Source organism: Oceanimonas baumannii, assembly GCF_002245495.1.
In the GTDB taxonomy this organism is placed as follows: domain Bacteria; phylum Pseudomonadota; class Gammaproteobacteria; order Enterobacterales; family Aeromonadaceae; genus Oceanimonas; species Oceanimonas baumannii.
The window spans coordinates 297,172-316,812 of record NZ_NQJF01000003.1 but is presented as its reverse complement, the minus strand read 5'-3'; the positions used below and the strand labels follow the sequence as shown (position 1 = coordinate 316,812).

Below are 19,641 nucleotides of genomic sequence, written 5' to 3'. Positions count from 1 at the left end.
TGTCCAAAGACGAAGGCGGCCGTCACACTCCGTTCTTCAAAGGCTACCGTCCTCAGTTCTACTTCCGTACTACTGACGTGACCGGTACCATCGAACTGCCGGAAGGCGTTGAGATGGTAATGCCTGGCGACAACATCAAAATGGTTGTTAGCCTGATCGCTCCGATCGCGATGGAAGAAGGCCTGCGCTTCGCTATCCGCGAAGGTGGTCGTACCGTTGGTGCTGGTGTTGTAGCCAAGATCGTCAAGTAATTGATGACTTGCGCAACCCGCGCTGCAAAAAAGGAGGCTTCGGCCTCCTTTTTTCGTTTCTGATATTGCATTCACACCTTTATGTTAGTAACTTCTAATTTAAAGGTGTGGCTGTGTGATAAGAAGGAGCGCAGTATGGACATTAAACCGGTTACTCCGGACTTCGCCGTTGCCGATCAGGTAACTGTCAGCGATCTCGAACAGTTAAAACAACTGGGCTACCAGACTCTTATCTGTAACCGCTCGGATGGTGAAGCAGAAGGGCAGCCGACAGCCGACAGCCTTGCTGCCGCGGCCAAAGCCATGGGGTTCGGCTGGGCATGGATTCCCATTTCTTCCGGTGTCTTTACTGATGAAGCGGTGGCGGCGTTTGCAGCCGCCCTCAATGGGCATGCAAAGCCGGCACTAGCGTTCTGCCGTACCGGTACTCGCTCTGTCACCCTTTGGGCTCTTTCTCAGGCTGGGTTGCAGCCGGCAGAGGCCTTACTGAGCCAGGCCTCTGCCGCAGGTTATGATCTGTCAGCGCACGCCCGGCGTCTTGCTGATCGTCATCAACCATGATTCCTGTACCCGGCTGGGCGAAGGAATATAACCGCAACACGCTGACCCAGGACGGTGCGGCAGCGCTGATCGTGACCCTGATGCTGATCCCTCAGTCGCTGGCTTACGCCATGCTGGCAGGGTTGCCGCCTCAGGCTGGTTTGTACGCCAGCATATTACCGTTGGTGATCTATGGTCTGTTCGGCTCCAGCCGAACTTTGTCGGTGGGACCGGTGGCGGTGCTGTCGCTGATGACCGCCGCCACGCTTGGGCAGCTTTCCCTGCAAGGTGTGCATTATATAGAAGGGGCGCTGGCGCTGGCGTTGCTGAGTGGAGGCTGGCTGCTGCTGTTTGGTTTATTGCGTCTGGGGTTTGTGGCGCACTTTATCAGTCACTCGGTGATGTCGGGTTTTATCAGCGCTTCGGCGGTGCTTATCACTTTGAGCCAGCTTCGCCATTTGCTGGGAATATCACTACCGGGGGAGATCTGGCAACTACCGGGAGCCTTGTTTGCGCGACTTGGGGAGGTGCCGGTCGCCACCCTGGCGGTGTCTGCTGTCACTCTGGCAATGCTGGTATGGGCGAGGGGGGGCCTCAAGAAAATATTATTACGGGTGTTAAGGCCGGCAGTGGCAACCGCACTGGTACGGCTGATGCCGGCGATGGTGGTGGTGGCAGCCATTGTGCTGTCCGGCTGGTTGCAGTTTGAGCAGGCTGGCGTGGCGCTGGTGCAGGCCATTCCGGCCGGACTGCCTTCCCTGAGCTGGCCGGACTGGGCTGCGCTGCCCTGGCGCGAGCTGATGTTGCCGTCATTGTTACTGGCGTTGGTTGGTTTTGTGGAGTCGGTGTCCATTGGCCAGACGCTGGCGGCGCGGCGGCGTCAGCGCATTGTGCCCAACCGAGAGCTGATTGGCCTGGGGCTAGCCAATTTGTCGGCGGGGGTGTCTGGTGGCATGCCGGTAACCGGCGGCTTTGCCCGCTCTGTGGTGAACTTTGATGCCGGAGCACAAACTCCGGCCGCGGGCATTTATGCGGCGGCCGGTATTACCCTGGCCGGACTCTGGTTTGCTCCATGGCTAAGCGGGCTGCCGCAGGCGGTGCTGGCGGCGACCATAGTGGTGTCGGTACTGGGGCTGTTTGACTGGCATCAGTTTGTGCATACCTGGCGTTACTCTCATGCCGATTTTTCAGCCTTGTGCGCCACTTTTCTGCTCACCCTGCTGGCCGGGGTAGAGGCAGGACTGATGAGCGGCATTCTGGTGTCCTTGTTACTGCATCTTTATCACAGTCACCGCCCGCACTGGGCTGAAGTGGGGCGTATTGCCGGAACCGAACACTTTCGTAACCGGCTGCGGCACAGGGTAGAGCTGCAGCCGTCGCTGTTGTGCCTGCGGGTGGATGAAAGTCTGTATTTTGCCAATGCCGGTCAGCTGGAGGATATTATCGCCACGCTGGTCAGCCAGCGCCCCGGGTTACGTCATCTGGTATTGCAGTGCACCGCGGTGAACCGCATTGATGCCTCTGCTCTGGACAGCCTGCTAATGATTAATGAACGTCTGGCTCTGGCCGGTGTGGACTTCCACCTGGCCGAAGTGAAGGGACCGGTGATGGACCGGCTGGAACGCAGTGAGCTGTTGCAACAACTCAGCGGACAGGTTTATCTGACGCTGTATCAGGCCTGGCAGGATTTGGGTGAGACCGATTTTGAGCCGGAGGCCGGTGCGGTGAACTAACGCCGTTTTTTTCAACAAAATTAACTTGCACTGATAACCGCTATCATTTAGATTTGTCCTGTACGCGGAGGACATGATTTATGTATGTGTGTTTGTGCAAAGGCATTACCGAACGCCAGTTAAAAGAAGCCATTGCCGAGGGCAATACCGAGTTTATGGATCTCAAGCGTGAGCTGGGGGTTGGTTCTCAGTGTGGTAAATGTATTCCGGTGGCGCTGGCTATTCTGGCCGAAGAAACTGCCAAAAACGCCGTGTTCTACGAAGTGGCCTGATACCGGCCGCTTGGTGTAAAAAGCTCCTGCGGGAGCTTTTTGTCGTTCTGCAGGCCGCTTTCTTTTGCTTCTGGCTGCCTTGTCAGCACCGAATCAAGGGGATGGTGCGCCGCAGGGAAATGGAAGCCGCCATAATAAAGGTGATCCGAGGAAAGAGCCGGCGACCCAGGCCGCTGATTCAGCTGCGACCCAGTTGCTTGTAAGCGTAGCGGGGCCGGGTGTTCAGGATCTGGCTCTTCTGCTCTTCGGTCATATTGGCGGGGTTAAGCCCCAGTACCTTGAACGTGAGCAAGGGGCGGGCTTCCAGTGTGATCATCAGTGCCTTGATGGCGTGCAGGCTGTTTTCGCCCGGCTCTCCATAGGCATAAGTGAGAATACCCTGACTTAACAAATTTTTGACGGAGGGCTCGGTGACCGGCAACTTTATGACGCTTTTACGCTGAATAACAAACTCACGCAGTACCGCCTTTTCACTGGGATCCAGATATTCCAGCAGTTCCTTCAGTAGTTTTTGCCGGGTAAGGCGCTGTTTACGGTAAAACACATGCTGAAACAGCATGATGGCACCAATCGACAGAAAGTAAGTACCCGACAGCACCATTGCCAGTACAAACAGTAACCGATAGTCCGCCAGCCACAACCCGAAGGACCCGGAAAACAGGCTGTCGGGCAGCAGGGTAATGAGCAGACAGCTCAGCATCAGCCAGCACATAAACCAGTTCAGCGTGGAAACCTGTCGCAGCTCCGGCATTGTTTTTCTCCATTGAATGATGCGTGTACGCATATCTGCAATACACGTGCCATGAATAATCAGCCTGCGCAGGCAGAGGTCGACAAGACGGATGTTAAACCGCCTGTGTCTGGTTAAGTGAAAGTGAAGTTGGATTTATCTTTATATTAAACGTATACAAATATCTGTTAACTTTGTCTCGAATTTGTGTTTTATTAGTGTCCGGTTGGTAATACTTTAGTATGACTAGACAGGGAGTCATAGGTAATGAATACAATTTCACTTGAACAGGCACTTGCAATTACTGACGGCGCACTGCAGCGCGGCAGAGAAGTATCAGCCGCACCGCTGACAGTGGCCGTGCTCGACAGTGCAGGTGTACTGGTGTCTTTGCAGCGTGAAGACACTGCCAGCCTGATGCGGCCAGACATTGCCATTGCCAAGGCGTGGGGATCCATTGCGCTGGGGCGCAGTTCTCGTGGACTGGCCGAAATGGCGGAAGCCCGCCCAGGCTTTATGCAATCCCTCAATACCCTGGGTGAAGGCAAAGTATTGCCGGCGCCCGGCGGCGTTTTGATCCGTAACGACAATCATCTGATTATTGGTGCAGTGGGCATTACCGGCGACTTGTCTGATGTCGATGAGGCCTGTGCTGTCGCCGGTATCGAGAAGATTGGTCTAAAGGCTGACTGCAGCTAGTCCCGGTGCTGATGCACCCATCTGTTGTTTTGGTCGAGGGGTAACTTTGGTTACTCTTTTTTGCGCTCACCGTCTGGTGAGCGTTTTTTTATGAATTTTTAACGGATTCCGGTATGGTTGGCCACAAATAAGCCAGATTAACCTGAAAGAACTATGTCACGGATAAGAGCCAGAAACGAAGAAAAGATTATACGTGCTGCCAGCCGGGTGTTTGCCGAACACGGTTATGCTGCCACCAAGACGGCCGACATTGCCGAGCTGGCTCAGCTGCCCAAGCCCAATATTTACTATTACTTCGGCAGCAAGGAAAATCTGTACCGGGCCGTACTGGAAAGCGTCACCGAACCGCTGCTGGCCGCCTCTGAGCCTTTTGAGCAGCACGCTGATCCGGTTATCGCCCTTACCGCCTATATCCGCACCAAGCTGATGATCTCCCGGGATTATCCTTATGCGTCCAAGGTATTTGCCAGTGAGATCATGCACGGTGCTCCTCGCCTGCCGGAAGACATTATCGCCCGCCTGAGCGAGCAGACCCGTACGCTGAGTGACAAACTGAGCCAATGGATGGGACAAGGCTTGATGGAGCAGTTGGAACCTCGGCATCTGCTGTTTGCGATTTGGGCCTCTACCCAGACCTACGCTGATTTTAACTGGCAGATCACTATGGCGCTGGGCAAGGAAGAGCTCGACGACACTGATTATGACCAGGCCGCCGAGGTTATCACCCGCCTGGTGATCGAGGGCTGCCGGGTTCGTCCTTTATCGTCATTATGATTCCGGCTGGTGCTTGGCCTGATTGCCCAGCTCTTTATCGGGCATGATGAAGCCCAATAGCAGGCAAACAACGCCATACCCAGCCAGGGAGCCATAGACGGGTGTTGACCAGTCGGCCAGCTGCTGCTGGTATTGCCAGCCCAGCCAGATGACGCCAAGCGTGCCTCCCAATGAACGGCAGAAGTTCATCAGTGCCAGTCCGGCTCCCAGTTGTTGCGATGGCAAAGCGTTCTGCACCGCAATAGAGCAGGACACAATCAGAAAGCCAATGCCGGTGCCGCTGGTGATCAGGCCGACATAAAGCCAGGAGCCATTCAACCAGCGGCTGAACAGCGCCAGTAACAACAGACTGCCTACCCCCAGTAACACACCGCCCGCCCAGGGAAACGGCCGGCATAAGCCCTGGTGTGCAATACGTTTGCCACTGATAAAGGTGCCAGCCGTTACACTCAAAATAAACCACAGTAAAACCCGGCTGGTATTGTCCGGGCTCATTCCCTGGTGCTGTTCCAGTGCGAGCGGCAAATATACCAGCAGACCCAGCCGTACGCCTTCTGACAGGGCGAGCAGCAAAAAGGCAATGGACAGCAGGCGGCCGCTCAGCAAACGCAGAGGCAGCACCGGGTTGGGGTGTCGCCACTGCTGTACCAGTAATACCAGACTGAGCATGATAGCCCCGGCCAGCAGTGCCGGCTGTAATGTGGTCAGCGCAGGCAACAACTCGGCGGTATTGGTAGATAAACCCCAGCCGATACCCGCCAGCAGTAACAGGATGATGCCGAGGTTATCCGGCGCGCTGCGGGCACCCTTGTGGCCCAGATCTTTCAGCGCCCAGTAGCTGATGCCCATGGCCAGCAATCCCAGAGGCAGCTTGAACAGAAACAGCCAGCGCCAGTCAAAGTGCGCCATGATAAAGGCACCCAGCAGCGGGCCGGCCACGCTGGATACCGCAAACAGCGTGGAGATCAGTCCCTGATAACGGCCTACCTGGCGAGGGGGGATAACATCGGCAATCACTGCAAACGACAAGGCGATCAGGCCTCCGCCCCCCAGCCCCGTCAGCAACCGGGTGGCAAGCAGCACCGGCAGGCTGTCGGTCAGGGTGCTGGTCAGAGAGCCCAGGGTAAACAGTGCCAGTGCCGCCATCAGGCAGGGGGTACGGCCAAAACGGTCGCTCAGCCTGCCATAAACGGGCATGGTCAGGGTCATGCTAAACAGGTAACTGCTGACCAGCAACGGAGCCAGCCGGGGTGAATCAAACATTTCTCCCAACCGGGAAATTGTCGGCATCAGCAAGGTGATCTCCAGTGCGCCGAGCATAATGGCCAAGGCGACGCCGGCAAACACCCGGTGCGCCTGCCGGTTCTGGGTTGTTTCAGACATGATCAAGGATGCTCCCACTACACTTGAATAAAAAGATTTGACGGTTAGATCGTGCAGCCAATCAAAAAACTGTTTCTACAGCAGCCAGTTAACTATGTGCCGGGGCATGACTGCAACCTAAGTGTAAAAATTTTGTTGACTGCCGGGTCAGTTTTTAATTTAATTGCACGTGAAGATATTAACAATTCATCTGTTCGGCCAGACGTTGTAACCCCCGAAGGAGGCAAGCCGTGATCACTTTTCTGTTAAATCAGGAGCTGCGACAGGAACAAAACCTGTCCCCCAATATGACGGTGCTCAATTATCTGCGCACCCGCATTGGCAAGACCGGCACCAAGGAAGGCTGTGGTTCGGGAGACTGTGGTGCCTGTACCGTGGTGCTGGGTGAACGTGACGGCGATCGTATTCGCTATCGCTCGGTCAACTCCTGTCTGACCTTTGTTCCGGCGCTGCATGGCAAGCAACTGATCACCGTGGAAGACCTGAAATCGAAGGACGGCAGCCTGCACCCGGTGCAGCAGGCCATGGTTGATTTCCACGGCTCCCAGTGCGGCTTTTGCACCCCGGGTTTTATCATGTCGATGTTTGCGCTCAGCAAAAACAAGCCGTCTGCCGATCAACATGACATCTTTGAGGCGCTGGCCGGCAACCTGTGCCGCTGTACCGGCTACCGGCCCATTGTGGATGCTGCCAAGGCAATCGCCGAGCAGCCCCAGCTGGCGGATGAGTTCTCCCGTTATGAGCAGCAGCTGGTTGCCCGCCTGGCGAAAATGGAAACCGATACCCTGGTCACCCTGAACGGTGACGACAAGGTGTGTTTTTCGCCCACCTCCAGCGATGAACTGGCTGCGTTGCTGGAACAGCACCCGGACGCAAGACTGCTGGCCGGCGGCACCGACTTGGCGCTGGAAGTGACCCAGTTCCATCGTGAGCTGCCTACCATGATCTATGTGGGCAATGTGGCGGATATGAAAACGCTGGAAGAAACCGATGCCGGGCTGGTTATTGGTGCTGCCCGCAGTTTGAGTGACAGCTACGAGGCTCTGAGCAATTACTATCCGGATTTCGGCGAGCTGCTGCACCGCTTTGCTTCACTGCAAATCCGTAACCAGGGCACCCTGGGCGGCAACATTGGTAATGCTTCTCCCATTGGTGACGCACCACCGGTACTGATTGCCCTTAACGCGACGTTGGTTCTGCGTAAGGGTGACCGGGTGCGCGAGCTGCCGGTGGAAGACTACTTCCTCAGTTACAAGGTCACTGCCCAGGAACCGGGCGAATTTATTGAGCGCATTATCGTGCCCAAGCCCAGCGCCAATCAGCACTTCAGGGTATACAAGCTGTCCAAACGGTTAGACGACGATATTTCTGCGGTCTGCGGCGCTTTTAACCTGACCATTGAAAACGGCACTGTCACCGCCGCCTGCATCGGCTTTGGCGGCATGGCTGCCACTCCCAAACGGGCCGCCGGCTGTGAGCAAGCGCTGGTTGGTCAGCCCTGGAGCATGGTTACCGTCAAGGCCGCGATGAAGGCTCTTGAGGCCGACTTTGAGCCGCTGTCGGACTTTCGTGCCAGCAAGGAATATCGCACCAGAACCGCGGCCAACCTGCTGTACAAGTGCTTTATCGAGCAACAGGATCTGAAACTGGAAACCAGGGTGACGTCTTATGTCTAACAAACCTCAGAACACGCTCACCATCGATGAAATGATGGCGAAAATGAAACAGGAACTGCAAACCGGTGTGGGCCGGAGTGTGCCTCACGACAGCGCCGCCCGGCAGGTATCCGGTGAGGCGCAGTACATTGATGATCGGCTGGAGTTTCCCAACCAGTTACATGTGTATGCCCGGTTGTCCGATAAGGCCCATGCCCGTATCACCAAGCTGGATGTCAGCCCCTGTTACGACTTCCCCGGTGTGGCCATTGCCATTACCGCCCAAGATGTACCCGGCGAGCTGGATATCGGCCCGGTGCTTGCCGGTGATCCCCTGCTGGCAGACGGCAAGGTGGAATACTACGGTCAGCCGGTGCTGGCGGTAGCGGCCAATGATCTAGAAACTGCCCGTAAGGCGGCAATGGCGGCTATTGTGGAGTATGAAGAGCTGCCGGCGGTACTGTCGGTGGAAGAGGCGCTGGAAAAAGAGTTGTTCCTCACCGAAAGTCACAAGCAGCAACGGGGTGATTCCGCTGCCGGCCTGAAAAAGGCCAGGCACGTGATCGAAGGCAGCCTGCACATTGGTGGTCAGGAGCATTTTTATCTGGAAACCCAGATCAGCTCCGTGGTGCCAGCCGAAGATGGCGGCATGATGGTCTTTACTTCCAGCCAGAACCCCACCGAGATACAAAAGCTGGTGGCCAGTGTTCTGGACGTGCCGATGAACAAAGTGGTTATCGACATGCGCCGCATGGGGGGCGGTTTCGGTGGCAAGGAAACCCAGGCTGCCGGCCCGGCCTGCATGGCCGCAGTGGTTGCTCGTCTGACCGGCCGTCCGGCCAAGATGCGGTTGCCGCGTATGGAAGATATGATTATGACCGGCAAGCGTCACCCCTTCTACAACCAGTACAAAATTGGTTTTGACGAGCAGGGTCGTATTCAGGCCTCCGAAATCACCGTGTCCGGTAACTGTGGTTATTCGCCGGATCTGTCCTCATCCATTGTCGATAGGGCGATGTTCCACTCGGACAATGCCTATTATCTGGGCGATGCCACTGTGATTGGTCACCGCTGCAAGACCAACACTGCATCCAATACCGCCTACCGCGGCTTTGGTGGTCCTCAGGGGATGATGACTATCGAGCATGTGATGGACGAGATCGCCTCATACCTGGGCAAAGACCCGCTCGAAATCCGTAAAGTGAACTTCTATGGCAAGACCGAACGTAATGTCACCCATTATCATCAGCCGGTGGAACATAACATTATTCACGAGCTGGTGAATGATCTGGAGCTGTCGTCCGAATACGCCAAACGGCGTGAGCAGATCCGGGACTTCAATGCTCAGAGCCCTATTCTGAAAAAAGGGATTGCCATCACCCCGGTGAAGTTTGGTATCTCTTTCACCGCCACTTTCCTTAACCAGGCCGGGGCGCTGATCCACGTCTACACCGATGGCAGCATTCACCTCAATCACGGTGGCACCGAAATGGGGCAGGGCCTGAATATCAAGGTGGCCCAGGTGGTCGCGGAAGAGTTTCAGGTGGACATTGACCGTATTCAGATCACTGCCACCAATACCGACAAGGTGCCCAACACCTCACCCACGGCGGCATCAAGTGGTACCGATCTGAATGGCAAGGCTGCACAAAATGCTGCCCGTACCATCAAGCAGCGGCTGATCGACTGGGCGGCAGGGCATTTCCAGGTCAGCCCGGAAGAAGTGGTGTTCAAAAACAACTTCGTACAGATCCGCCATACCCTGATGTCGTTTCAGGAGTTTGTGCAGCTGGCCTACTTCAACCAGGTATCGCTGTCGAGCACCGGCTTTTACAAGACCCCGAAGATCTATTACGACCACGCCAGTGGCTCGGGCCGGCCCTTCTACTACTTTGCTTACGGTGCTGCCTGTGCCGAGGTCGTGGTGGATACCCTGACCGGCGAATACAAGCTGCTGCGCACCGATATCCTGCATGATGTGGGTGACTCTCTGAACCCGGCCATCGACATCGGCCAGGTAGAAGGGGCCTTCCTGCAGGGGGCCGGCTGGCTCACTACCGAAGAGCTGGTATGGAATGACAAGGGCCGGCTGATGACCTCGGGGCCTGCCAGTTACAAGATTCCGGCCGTCGCCGACATGCCGGTGGACTTCCGGGTCAAGCTGGTGGAAAACCGCAAGAATCCGGAAGATACCGTATTCCATTCCAAAGCCGTGGGCGAGCCGCCCTTTATGCTGGGCATGGCAGTATGGTGTGCACTGAAAGACGCGGTGGCCAGTGTATCCGGTTATCGCCGCTATCCGCACATTGATGCGCCGGCTACCCCCGAGCGGGTGTTGTGGGCGGTGGAGCAAATGCACGAACTGGTGGAGCAACACGAAGCCGCCAGTGATGTGCCGGTGACCGCCAAGTAAACCATTCGGCTAACAGGGGCGGTACGCTGCCCCGGGAGCAACACATGTTCAAGGACAACTGGATTCAAATCCTGGCCGAGCTGGAGCAAAAAGGGGAGCCTTGCGTCATGGTCACCGTGGTGGAGCACAAGGGCTCCACCCCGCGGGACAGCGGTACCAAAATGCTGGTGACGGAAAGCGGGTGTTACGCCACCATTGGCGGCGGTCATCTGGAATACAAGGCCCTGGAGCTGGCGCGGAAAATGCTGGCCGGTGGCGAACAGCAGATGTGTGTCGAGCGCTTTAACCTGGGGGCCAATCTGGGTCAGTGCTGTGGCGGCATGGCCACTATCATGCTGGAGCCGGTAGTACGGCCGCGTCATCATCTGGTGCTGTTTGGTGCCGGTCACGTCGCCAAGGCCCTGGTGCATGTGCTGGCGACGCTGCCGTTTCGCATCACCTGGGTGGATTCCCGTGCCGAGGAGTTTCCCGCCGAGCTGCCCGAAGGCGTGACTGCCCTGGTCAGCGATGAGCCAGTGGACGAGGTGACTGAGCAGCCACCGGGCAGCTATTACCTGGTGATGACTCACAACCACCAGCTGGATCTTGAACTGTGTGCCCGTATTCTCAAACGGGGCGACGCCCGTTATTTCGGGGTGATCGGCTCGCGTACCAAGCGCAAGCGTTTTGATTACCGGCTGCGGGAACGGGGCTTTGACGACGCCGCGCTGGCCAGCATGGTGTGTCCTATCGGCCTGCCCGAGGTAGCGGGTAAGCACCCGGCGGAGATCGCCGTGTCGGTGGCTGGTCAGCTGATTTCCGCCTATCAGGCTGGTGATGCGATCAAGGCTCAGGAAACTGCCTCCGCCATGCTTCAGACCGAGCACGCCTGATTTTACTGATTTCAAGGAGACGCGCAGAAATGACGCAACCCGTGGCCTATCGCGCCGCCATTCTTTACAGCCTGGGTGACCCGGCCAGAGTCGGCCTCGACCATTCCTTTGCCTGGCATGAGGACGGTGTCCTGGTGGTGGCCGATGGTCATATTCAGGATGTCGGCCCGGCACCCGAGGTACTGGACCGGCTGCCCGAAGGCACTCAAGTGATCACGCTGAAAAACCGGTTGATCACCCCGGGTTTTATTGACACCCACATTCACTTTCCCCAGACCGAGATGATCGCCTCCTATGGCGATCAGTTGCTGGACTGGCTGAATAACTACACCTTTCCGGAAGAGCGCAAATTTGCCGATGAGGCCCATGCCGCGCGCGTGGCCGGGGTGTTCCTGGATGAACTGTTGCGCAACGGCACCACCACCGCCATGGTGTTCGGTACCGTGCACAAGCAGGCGGTAGACGCTTTCTTTACCGAGTCGGCCAGGCGTAACACCCGCATGATTGCCGGCAAGGTGATGATGGATCGCAATGCGCCTGAGTTTCTGCTGGACACCGCGGCGTCTTCCTATGCTGACAGCCGGGAACTGATCGAACGCTGGCACAAGCAGGGGCGCCAGTTGTATGCGGTCACCCCGCGTTTTGCCCCGACCAGCACTGCCGAACAACTGACGGAGGCTGGCCGGCTGATGAGTGAGTACGACGACTTGTATATGCAGACGCATCTGTCGGAAAACAAGCAGGAAATAGCATGGGTCAAATCCCTGTTCCCGGAGCAAAAGGGCTACCTGGACGTATACGATCACTTCGGCCTGCTGGGGGAGCGTTCGGTGTTTGCTCATGCGGTGCATCTGGAACAGGAAGAAAGCGAGCGCATGGGCGCGACCGGCTCGGTCATATCCCATTGCCCGACGTCCAACCTGTTCCTGGGCTCCGGCCTGTTTGATCTGCCTTCGGCGGAACAACACCAGATCCGGGTCGGTCTGGGCACCGATGTAGGGGCGGGCACCAGCTTCTCCATGCTGCAGACCATCAACGAGGCCTACAAAATCCAGCAGCTGCGGCAGCACAAGCTGCATCCGCTCAAGGCCTTTTACCTGGCTACGCTGGGCGGTGCCGAGTCACTGAGTCTGGATGATAAGCTGGGTAACCTGCTGCCGGGCAAGGAAGCCGACTTTCTGGTCGTGGATCTGGAGGCCACTCCGTTGATGAAGGCGCGGATACAAAATACGCAAAACCTGTATGAAAAACTCTTCGTACTTATGATGCTGGGAGACGACCGCGTCATTGCCGAAACCTATGTGTACGGTGAATGTCAGCACCGGCGTGAAGACGCTTAAAAGCAGCAAATGCTATCCAAGCATAACAAAACGCCCAGGCAGGGCGTTTTTTGTGTTCAGTCACAGACTTTGACATTGCGACTGTTACCTCGGTAGAAAGAGCGTTAGATTGTATACGTGATATGTAACAATTTATTAACTGGCAATAGTCAAGATGATGCTGCCCAGCCAGCACAGCTAATGCCGCAACTGGAAACCAACGTATGAGTTCACTCAGTCAACTGGAGCCAAGACCTGTCAAGTCGAGCTCAAATACCCAGGACGATATCGTCTACGAACATATTTTTGATGCCATTCTGGAACAACGTCTGGCACCGGGCACCAAGCTCAGCGAGGAAGCGCTGGGTGAAATTTTCGGCGTCAGCCGCACCATTATCCGCCGTGCACTGCTGCGTCTGTCCCACGAACAGGTGGTGATCATTCGGCCCAACCGGGGCGCCGTGGTGGCTGCACCCAGCGTGGAAGAAGCCCGGCAGATTTTCGCTGCCCGCCGGGTGGTGGAGCTGGCGGTCACTGAGCTGGCAGTAGAAAATGCCACTCCTGAAAGCCTGGCCCACATGCGCGCCATGGTGAAGGAAGAGCAGGATGCCTTTGCCCGAGGAGATCGGGGTAGCGGTATTCGGCTGTCGGGTGAGTTCCATCTGGAGTTGGCACATATGGCCAACAATACGCCATTGCTTAATTTCCAGCGCAGTGTGGTATCCCAGACCTCGTTGATTATCGCTCAGTACGAAGTAGGTCATCAGGCCCATTGCTCTTTTAATGAGCATGAGATACTGCTGAACGCGATTGAGAGTGGCGACAAAAGCACGGCTCTGCAAAAGATGACCGAGCATCTGGACCATATTGAAGCCAAACTTAACCTGGACGGCGACTCCGCTTCCACCGACCTGCACGTGGTCTTTTCCGGCGTAGCCAAAAAGCGGCCCGGCCGCGCTCGCTGATTTCCTGACAGGCTAGTATCCGGGGCTGAATCGTTTCTGCCCCGCGTTGCCGTTCCCGTTTTTTGCCTTTTCTTTTCCCGTTTTTCCGATGCTTTTTTGCGGTGGTCCAAGTTAATTCATGTAACTGGCGCTACCGGCCCTTGCCCCTTTCCCCCTAATGTTATGAGCATGTAAACGGCCTGGTGTTTCGGGCCATGATTCATTGCCACTTGCTGGCCAAGGGAGAATTGATATGTCCGCTGAAAACCAGAAAACCACTGAGCTGCTGGAGCAGCTGTTCGCCGCCTTTAACCGCCATGATATTGAAGGCGTAATGGCCTGCATGACCGACGATGTGGTATTTGAAGGTGCCGCCGGCCCTGAAGCTCACGGCAACCGCTTTCAGGGTGCCGATGCCGTCGCTGCCGCCTTTGTCAATGTGTGGACCACCATGCCGGATGTGCAATGGAACAACACCAGCCACTTTGCGGTGGGCGATCGGGGCGTGTCCCAGTGGACTTTCTGTGCCACCACCCCGGACGGCCGTCGCATTGAAGCCGATGGAGTGGACTTGTTCACCCTGAAGGGCGGCAAGCTGGCGCTCAAGCAGGCCTTCCGCAAGGATCGTCCGCTGCTGGATCCCCAGTAAGCCACGGCAGTCTCACTCTGTTAACGGGAATCACGAATATGGATATGGTCAACAACACTCAGGCGGATTTCCGCCAGCCGGCCAAGGCCGACACCGTGCTGGATCATTACGATCCCAGTTATGATCCCCTGGTGGCGGCCACGCCCGGTCGGGGTCAGCAGTATGCTCCTACCTACTGGGTTGCCACTGCCGGAACGCCGCCGGAGGATGATGGCCCCGTGACCGGTGACATGGATGTCGATGTGGTGATCATCGGCAGTGGTTTTACCGGTCTGTCCGCCGCTCTGCACCTGGCCAAGGAGCACGGTATTAAGGCGACCGTACTGGAAGCGAACCAGGTCAGCTGGGGCTGTACCAGCCGCAATGGTGGTCAGGCCCAGAACGCTTCGGGCCGGCTGACCCGTTCCCAGTGGGTCAAACGCTGGGGGCTGAGCACTGCCCGCAAAATGCATGATGAGGTACAGGAAGGCTTTGATACCTTCAAGAACCTGATCAAGGAAGGCAATATCGACTGTGATCCTCAAACTGGCGGCCACCTCTATATTGCCCATCGCGACAAAGCCATGCGCAAGCTGGAAGCGGAAGCCAAAGTGCTGCGTGAACAGTTCAATTACCACACTGAGCTGCTCGACAAATCTACCTTAAGCCGTGACTACGTCGATGAGGCCGAGGCGGTCGGTGCCATGCATGAGCCTGAGGGTATTGGCGTGCATCCGCTCAAGCTGGCCCAGGGATACCATCGTATGGCCCGGGAACTGGGTGCAACTATTCACCCGTCAAGTCCGGTGCTGGGTTGGGAAACCATCAATGGGGTACATCACATCAAGACCCCGGGCGGTACGGTAAAGGCGCGGGCCGTGGGCGTGGCTACCGGCGGTTATACCTCACAGGGGCTGCATACCAGCCTGAACAGCAAGATCATGCCGATACTGTCAAACTCGCTGGTGACCCGGCCGCTGACCGAGCAGGAAATTGCCGCCTGTAACTTCAAGACCAATGAAGTGATCACCGACACCCGGACTTTGCGTCATTATTATCGCAAGTTGCCTGACAATCGGGTACAAATTGGCAGCCGCAGCTCCATTACCGGGGCCGATGCCGGTAATCCCAAGCATCTGCAACTGTTGATCGATGGTCTGCACCGCAAGTTTCCGCCGCTCAAGGGCATTCAGATAGACTATTCCTGGTGGGGCTGGGTGGATGTCAGTCACGACATGATGCCGCGTATCTATCAGCCCAATGACAAGGAACAGATCTTCTACGCTCTGGGTTACGGTGGCAACGGTGTTATGTTCTCGGCTCACGCCGGCCGGCGCATGGCCCAGCGTATTGCGGGCATCCAGGAAGGCTTTGAGTTGCCCATCTACAACTCACCGTTGCCAGGGCACCTGTTTGCGCCCTTCCGCCGGATGGGTCAGCGTATGCTGTATCATTGGTATCATTTACGTGATGAAGTACTGTAAAAGTGTATTAAATTGTTAACAATGCTTTTACTTTTCCGCTCTCTGAGTTAAAACGATCACTTCAGAGGGCGGACTGCGTGTTCCCGCCAGACGAACCCACTCGCTGTCAGGAAAGTCTTTTCATGTTTCAGTTGTTTCATCTCTCCACCGAAAAAAATACCAGCCTGCAACAACAACTGCGCGAGCAGATCGCCGCTGCCATTCTCAACGGTAATATTCCTGTTGACAGCCCGTTACCCTCCAGCCGCAAGCTGGCCAAACAGCTGAGTATTGCCCGCAATACCGTGGTGCTGGCGTATGAGCATCTGCTTGATGATGGCTATCTGCTGGCTAAAGAGCGCAGTGGTTATTTTGTTAATCCGGAAATTCTCTCCCGTCAGCCTGACATGCCCGCAGTCCAGGCACCGGCTACCGAGGGTAAATTGCCGGACTGGAGCCGCAAGCTCAAGCTGCATCCCAGTGAGCAGCAGAATATCATTAAGCCCAGGGACTGGCAGAAGTATCCTTATTCCTTTATCTATGGCCAGTTCGATCCCACCCTGTTTCCCAGCAACAACTGGCGTGAGTGTTGCCGTGATGCGGTCAGTATTCCGGCCATTCGCGACTGGGCGTCCGACAGCTTCGATAATGACGATCCCTTGTTGATCGAGCAGATCCGTACCCGGCTGCTGCCCCGGCGCGGGGTCTGGGCTTCGGCTGATCAGATCCTGGTGACGGTCGGCGCCCAGCAAGCACTGTATCTGCTAGCCAAACTGCTGCTCGACAAGGACAGCACCATCGGCATTGAGGATCCGGGCTACGTCGATATTCGCAATATTGCCACCATGAACCCGGCCAGGGTACGGCCGCTGCCGGTGGACGAGCAGGGGCTGATCATTGATGACAAGCTGGCCGGCTGCGATCTGGTGTATACCACCCCCAGCCACCAGTGCCCGACCACGGTCACCATGCCGCTGGAGCGGCGTTTTACTCTGCTGGAGCGGGCCAGTGAGCAGGATTTTCTGATCATTGAGGATGACTACGAGAGCGAGACCAACTTCAGGGCCAACCCGACCCCGGCGCTGAAAAGCCTGGATCGTAATGATCGGGTGCTCTATGTGGGCAGCCTGTCCAAGACCCTGGCACCGGGGCTGCGGCTGGGCTATCTGGTGGGACCGGCGGAGCTGATTCGTGAGGCCCGTGCCTTGCGCCGGCTGATGCTGCGCCATCCGGCCGCCAATAACCAGCGTTCGGTAGCCTTGTTTCTGGAACGAGGTTATCACGACGCTCTGATTATGAATCTGGCCAAAGCCTATGAAGCGCGCTGGCAGGAAATGGGCGCGGCGCTGGATGAATTTATGCCCAGTTCAAGCCGCCAGCCCGGCTTTGGCGGCTCCTGTTATTGGGTTCGGGGGCCGGAAGGCCTGGACAGCCGTATTTTACGTAAGGAAGCGGCCGACCGGGGCATTTTGATTGAACCCGGTGATATTCATTTCCAGGGCGAGAAGGTACCACTTAACTATTTCCGGCTGGGCTATTCTTCCATTGCAGCGGAACGCATTCGCCCCGGGATTGAAGCGCTGGTTGCGCTTATCCGGGATATGACCTGAGGCCACAAAAAAGCCCCGCCAGAGCGGGGCTAAAAATAGCAAGGGCAACAAAAGGAAAGGATATCAGCCCATCAGCAGCAGATAGGCAAGCACAAGCAGAGCGATAAAGACGGTTTCCAGTACCACCAGCAGAACTGGCTTCCAGCCCACCGACAGAATGTCCTTGAGCTGGGTGCGCACGCCGAGGGCTGCGATGGCGGTGAGCAACAGCCAGGAAGAACTGCCAGCCAACGGCTGAGCGATGTCCTGAGGAATCCAGCCCAGGCTGTTGATTACGAACAGCACCACAAAGCCGATCAGAAAACCGGGAATGGCAACCTTGCTGCCCCCACTGGTTTCACCCTGCTTGCTGGCGGCGCGGCGGATCAGAATACCGATGGTCATCACGATGGGCACCAGCATGGCTACCCGCAGCAGTTTTACAAAGGTGCTGAGATCGCCGACTTCGGCGGACATGCTGTAGCCGGCACCCACGACCTGGGCCACATCGTGAATGGTGGCACCGATAAACAGGCCGGCTTCCTGATCCGACAGTCCCAGGCTTTCACTGATCATGGGGTAGAAGATCATCGCCAGGGTACTGAGTGTCGTCACACTGATCACGGTAAACAGGGTATCTCGCTTGGCCTGTTCACTCTGAGGCAGCACACTGCTGATGGCCATGGCCGCCGAGGCACCGCAAATGGCTACGGAGCCACCGGTGAGGGTGCCGAACTCTTTTGAAAAGCCGAGCCAACGGGCCATGACCACGCCAAAGCAGATGGTCAGCACTACCGCAGAGCAGACCATCAGCATGGGCTGCCAGCCGAGGGTGAGCACGTCGCCAAAGGTGATGCGCAGTCCCAGCATGGCCACGCCCAGGCGCAGCACGGTTTTGGCTGACAGCTCGAGGCCGGGCGCACACTGGGGCTCCTGGCTGAGAAAATTAAACGCCAGGCCCAGCAGCAGGGCCATCAGCATGGCGGGGGCACCGTAATGCTGAGACAAAAAGCTGGCGGCAATGCCGATGGTTGCGGCGACGCAAATGCCGGGAAAGTAGCGTTTGCGGGTGCTGTCCAGGCGATGCAGCAAGCCCATTACCGGAGAGTGGGTGTCGGCGGCCATGGGATTTCCTCCGTGAAGCAAGACAAATGAATGTTGTTGTTATGGTATTGATGATGGTATCGGGCGAGCCAATGCCGTTTTTGGCCATCATGGTTACTTTTTTGCATAGGTATGGATTTCATCAACAAGGACGGCGTAATGGAAGCTAAATGGTTGCATGATTTTATCGCGCTCAGTGAGCAAGGCAGCTTTTCCCGGGCGGCAGAAAGCCGCTTTGTGACCCAGCCCGCGTTCAGCCGGCGCATTCGCTCGCTGGAAAACTGGCTGGGCGTGGCTCTGGTATGCCGCAACCGTTACCCGCTGGAGCTGACGCCGGCGGGAGAAGCCTTTCTCGAGCAGGCCCGTCAGCTTCTTGCCCAGATTTACGGTATTCGCAGTCAGTTGCGCCTGAGTCAGCAGCAGACTCCTGGGTTAAGCCTGATCACCCAGCCGGCGCTGGCGGTAACTTTTTTTCCGGCCTGGCTGCACCGGCTGCGTCCGGCCCTGGGAGAAGGCCTGGTACGCCTTAACACGGGTCATTATCACGAGGCCATGGAGCAGTTTGTGGCGGGAGCGGTGGACTTTCTGCTGTGCTTTGCCGATGCGGGTGACGCCGAGGCCCTGCAGCGGCCGGACGTGGACCGGCTGCAGGTAGGGCAGGACCGGCTGGCGTTGGTGTCGGTGACCTGCGAGCAGGGCAAACCCCGCTTTCAGCTCGACGATAACCAGCCATTACCGCTGCTGTTGTATCCCAAAGATGCCTTTCTCGGGGCGCTGGTCCAGCGGGAATGCCTACCGTCACTGGGCGAGCGGCCCTGGCTGCCTGTATGTGAAAATGCCTTGGGCGAGGGGCTCAAGGCTCAGTTGCTGCAAGGGGAAGGCGTGGCCTTTCTGCCCGAAAGCCTGGTCCGTGACGAGCTGGCCACAGGCCGGGTGGTGGTGCTGGAAGGCGCACGAACTCTGGAACTGAATATTGATCTGTGCCGGCTGGGAGAGCCCCGCTCGGAGCTTGCCGAGCGTTTCTGGCACCAGAGCCGCCTGCAGGCCCTGGCAGCGCATTGCTAATAAGGCGATATCCAGGTTCACCGGGAAAGTAAAAGGAGGTTGTGCCGACCTGCCAGACAACTTTTAACACCGTTTTTTAACCCTGGCGTAACATGGTCAGTGAAACTGGCCCTATGTTCCCTTGCCCCCCCTTCCTAAGCTATTTCCCAAGCGAGCCGCCAAAGTCCCTGTTTATCTTTGAAGCTTGCTCGTCATAACAAACGCAAA

Annotated in this window: 18 protein-coding genes; 15 read left to right on the top strand and 3 right to left on the bottom strand. The window is 56.9% G+C overall.

Features of this window, described 5'->3' with window-relative positions; translation table 11 throughout:
* From B6S09_RS05345 to B6S09_RS05330, 4 genes are all read left to right on the top strand, one after another.
* Nucleotides 1-251: EF-Tu C-terminal domain-related protein (locus B6S09_RS05345; RefSeq protein ID WP_500688144.1), on the top strand; the 251-nt coding region annotated here is incomplete at its 5' end.
* A gap of 135 nt (nucleotides 252-386) precedes the next feature.
* Nucleotides 387-812: a protein tyrosine phosphatase family protein gene (locus tag B6S09_RS05340; protein WP_094277462.1), complete on the top strand. Its 426-nt coding sequence runs from the start codon at nucleotides 387-389 to the stop codon at nucleotides 810-812.
* On the top strand, nucleotides 809-2,524 hold the full coding sequence (locus tag B6S09_RS05335) for a SulP family inorganic anion transporter (RefSeq protein ID WP_094277461.1): 1,716 nt from the start codon (nucleotides 809-811) through the stop codon (nucleotides 2,522-2,524). Before B6S09_RS05340 ends, B6S09_RS05335 begins: the two co-directional genes overlap by 4 nt.
* 80 nt (nucleotides 2,525-2,604) lie before the next feature.
* Nucleotides 2,605-2,796, top strand: coding sequence for a bacterioferritin-associated ferredoxin (locus tag B6S09_RS05330; RefSeq protein WP_094277460.1), 192 nt, complete (start codon nucleotides 2,605-2,607; stop codon nucleotides 2,794-2,796).
* A 178-nt stretch (nucleotides 2,797-2,974) separates the two neighbouring features.
* Here B6S09_RS05330 and B6S09_RS05325 read toward each other — a convergent pair whose 3' ends face one another.
* Nucleotides 2,975-3,547: a superinfection exclusion B family protein gene (locus tag B6S09_RS05325; RefSeq protein ID WP_094277459.1), complete on the bottom strand. Its 573-nt coding sequence runs from the start codon at nucleotides 3,545-3,547 to the stop codon at nucleotides 2,975-2,977.
* Between the two features lie 246 nt (nucleotides 3,548-3,793).
* On the opposite strand from B6S09_RS05325, the gene B6S09_RS05320 reads away from it, so the two are divergent.
* Nucleotides 3,794-4,225, top strand: coding sequence for a GlcG/HbpS family heme-binding protein (locus B6S09_RS05320; protein ID WP_094277458.1), 432 nt, complete (start codon nucleotides 3,794-3,796; stop codon nucleotides 4,223-4,225).
* A gap of 153 nt (nucleotides 4,226-4,378) precedes the next feature.
* Nucleotides 4,379-4,999 (top strand): TetR/AcrR family transcriptional regulator, encoded by a 621-nt coding sequence (locus tag B6S09_RS05315; protein ID WP_094277457.1) that lies wholly within the window; start codon nucleotides 4,379-4,381, stop codon nucleotides 4,997-4,999.
* On the opposite strand, the gene B6S09_RS05310 is transcribed toward B6S09_RS05315, so the two are convergent.
* Nucleotides 4,994-6,382 (bottom strand): MFS transporter, encoded by a 1,389-nt coding sequence (locus B6S09_RS05310; RefSeq protein ID WP_094277456.1) that lies wholly within the window; start codon nucleotides 6,380-6,382, stop codon nucleotides 4,994-4,996. The genes B6S09_RS05315 and B6S09_RS05310 overlap by 6 nt on opposite strands.
* Nucleotides 6,383-6,612: 230 nt before the next feature.
* Between B6S09_RS05310 and xdhA the strand changes: the two genes are divergently transcribed.
* From xdhA to pdxR, 8 genes are all read left to right on the top strand, one after another.
* Complete coding sequence (xdhA, locus tag B6S09_RS05305; protein WP_094277455.1) at nucleotides 6,613-8,058, top strand: xanthine dehydrogenase small subunit; 1,446 nt, start codon at nucleotides 6,613-6,615, stop codon at nucleotides 8,056-8,058.
* Nucleotides 8,051-10,450 carry a xanthine dehydrogenase molybdopterin binding subunit gene (gene xdhB / locus B6S09_RS05300; protein ID WP_094277454.1) on the top strand — a complete coding sequence of 800 codons (2,400 nt, stop codon included), beginning with the start codon at nucleotides 8,051-8,053 and terminating at the stop codon, nucleotides 10,448-10,450. Before xdhA ends, xdhB begins: the two co-directional genes overlap by 8 nt.
* A 44-nt stretch (nucleotides 10,451-10,494) precedes the next feature.
* Nucleotides 10,495-11,322 carry a xanthine dehydrogenase accessory protein XdhC gene (xdhC, locus tag B6S09_RS05295; RefSeq protein ID WP_094277453.1) on the top strand — a complete coding sequence of 276 codons (828 nt, stop codon included), beginning with the start codon at nucleotides 10,495-10,497 and terminating at the stop codon, nucleotides 11,320-11,322.
* 29 nt (nucleotides 11,323-11,351) lie between these two features.
* Nucleotides 11,352-12,662: a guanine deaminase gene (gene guaD / locus B6S09_RS05290; RefSeq protein ID WP_094277452.1), complete on the top strand. Its 1,311-nt coding sequence runs from the start codon at nucleotides 11,352-11,354 to the stop codon at nucleotides 12,660-12,662.
* A 203-nt stretch (nucleotides 12,663-12,865) separates the two neighbouring features.
* Nucleotides 12,866-13,606: a GntR family transcriptional regulator gene (locus tag B6S09_RS05285; RefSeq protein ID WP_094277451.1), complete on the top strand. Its 741-nt coding sequence runs from the start codon at nucleotides 12,866-12,868 to the stop codon at nucleotides 13,604-13,606.
* Between the two features lie 232 nt (nucleotides 13,607-13,838).
* Nucleotides 13,839-14,234 (top strand): nuclear transport factor 2 family protein, encoded by a 396-nt coding sequence (locus B6S09_RS05280; RefSeq protein ID WP_094277450.1) that lies wholly within the window; start codon nucleotides 13,839-13,841, stop codon nucleotides 14,232-14,234.
* A 38-nt stretch (nucleotides 14,235-14,272) separates the two neighbouring features.
* Nucleotides 14,273-15,697 carry an NAD(P)/FAD-dependent oxidoreductase gene (locus B6S09_RS05275; protein ID WP_094277449.1) on the top strand — a complete coding sequence of 475 codons (1,425 nt, stop codon included), beginning with the start codon at nucleotides 14,273-14,275 and terminating at the stop codon, nucleotides 15,695-15,697.
* A 122-nt stretch (nucleotides 15,698-15,819) separates the two neighbouring features.
* Nucleotides 15,820-17,286, top strand: a complete 1,467-nt coding sequence (gene pdxR / locus B6S09_RS05270; protein ID WP_094277448.1) for a MocR-like pyridoxine biosynthesis transcription factor PdxR — start codon at nucleotides 15,820-15,822, stop codon at nucleotides 17,284-17,286.
* Between the two features lie 63 nt (nucleotides 17,287-17,349).
* Here the strand turns inward: pdxR and B6S09_RS05265 are convergent, their stop codons facing one another.
* Nucleotides 17,350-18,390, bottom strand: a complete 1,041-nt coding sequence (locus B6S09_RS05265; protein ID WP_094277447.1) for a YeiH family protein — start codon at nucleotides 18,388-18,390, stop codon at nucleotides 17,350-17,352.
* A 138-nt stretch (nucleotides 18,391-18,528) separates the two neighbouring features.
* Between B6S09_RS05265 and B6S09_RS05260 the strand changes: the two genes are divergently transcribed.
* Complete coding sequence (locus B6S09_RS05260; RefSeq protein WP_094277446.1) at nucleotides 18,529-19,434, top strand: LysR family transcriptional regulator; 906 nt, start codon at nucleotides 18,529-18,531, stop codon at nucleotides 19,432-19,434.
* Nucleotides 19,435-19,641 lie beyond the last annotated feature (207 nt).

Coding starts and splice junctions, on each gene's coding strand:
- B6S09_RS05285 (WP_094277451.1), top strand. CDS start 12,866: ATGAGTTCACTCAGTCAACTGGAGCCAAGACCTGTCAAGTCGAGCTCA.
- B6S09_RS05325 (WP_094277459.1), bottom strand. CDS start 3,547: ATGCCGGAGCTGCGACAGGTTTCCACGCTGAACTGGTTTATGTGCTGG.
- B6S09_RS05265 (WP_094277447.1), bottom strand. CDS start 18,390: ATGGCCGCCGACACCCACTCTCCGGTAATGGGCTTGCTGCATCGCCTG.
- B6S09_RS05280 (WP_094277450.1), top strand. CDS start 13,839: ATGTCCGCTGAAAACCAGAAAACCACTGAGCTGCTGGAGCAGCTGTTC.
- B6S09_RS05275 (WP_094277449.1), top strand. CDS start 14,273: ATGGATATGGTCAACAACACTCAGGCGGATTTCCGCCAGCCGGCCAAG.
- guaD (WP_094277452.1), top strand. CDS start 11,352: ATGACGCAACCCGTGGCCTATCGCGCCGCCATTCTTTACAGCCTGGGT.
- B6S09_RS05260 (WP_094277446.1), top strand. CDS start 18,529: ATGGAAGCTAAATGGTTGCATGATTTTATCGCGCTCAGTGAGCAAGGC.
- B6S09_RS05320 (WP_094277458.1), top strand. CDS start 3,794: ATGAATACAATTTCACTTGAACAGGCACTTGCAATTACTGACGGCGCA.
- B6S09_RS05340 (WP_094277462.1), top strand. CDS start 387: ATGGACATTAAACCGGTTACTCCGGACTTCGCCGTTGCCGATCAGGTA.
- B6S09_RS05310 (WP_094277456.1), bottom strand. CDS start 6,382: ATGTCTGAAACAACCCAGAACCGGCAGGCGCACCGGGTGTTTGCCGGC.
- B6S09_RS05335 (WP_094277461.1), top strand. CDS start 809: ATGATTCCTGTACCCGGCTGGGCGAAGGAATATAACCGCAACACGCTG.
- xdhB (WP_094277454.1), top strand. CDS start 8,051: ATGTCTAACAAACCTCAGAACACGCTCACCATCGATGAAATGATGGCG.
- B6S09_RS05315 (WP_094277457.1), top strand. CDS start 4,379: ATGTCACGGATAAGAGCCAGAAACGAAGAAAAGATTATACGTGCTGCC.
- xdhC (WP_094277453.1), top strand. CDS start 10,495: ATGTTCAAGGACAACTGGATTCAAATCCTGGCCGAGCTGGAGCAAAAA.
- pdxR (WP_094277448.1), top strand. CDS start 15,820: ATGTTTCAGTTGTTTCATCTCTCCACCGAAAAAAATACCAGCCTGCAA.
- B6S09_RS05330 (WP_094277460.1), top strand. CDS start 2,605: ATGTATGTGTGTTTGTGCAAAGGCATTACCGAACGCCAGTTAAAAGAA.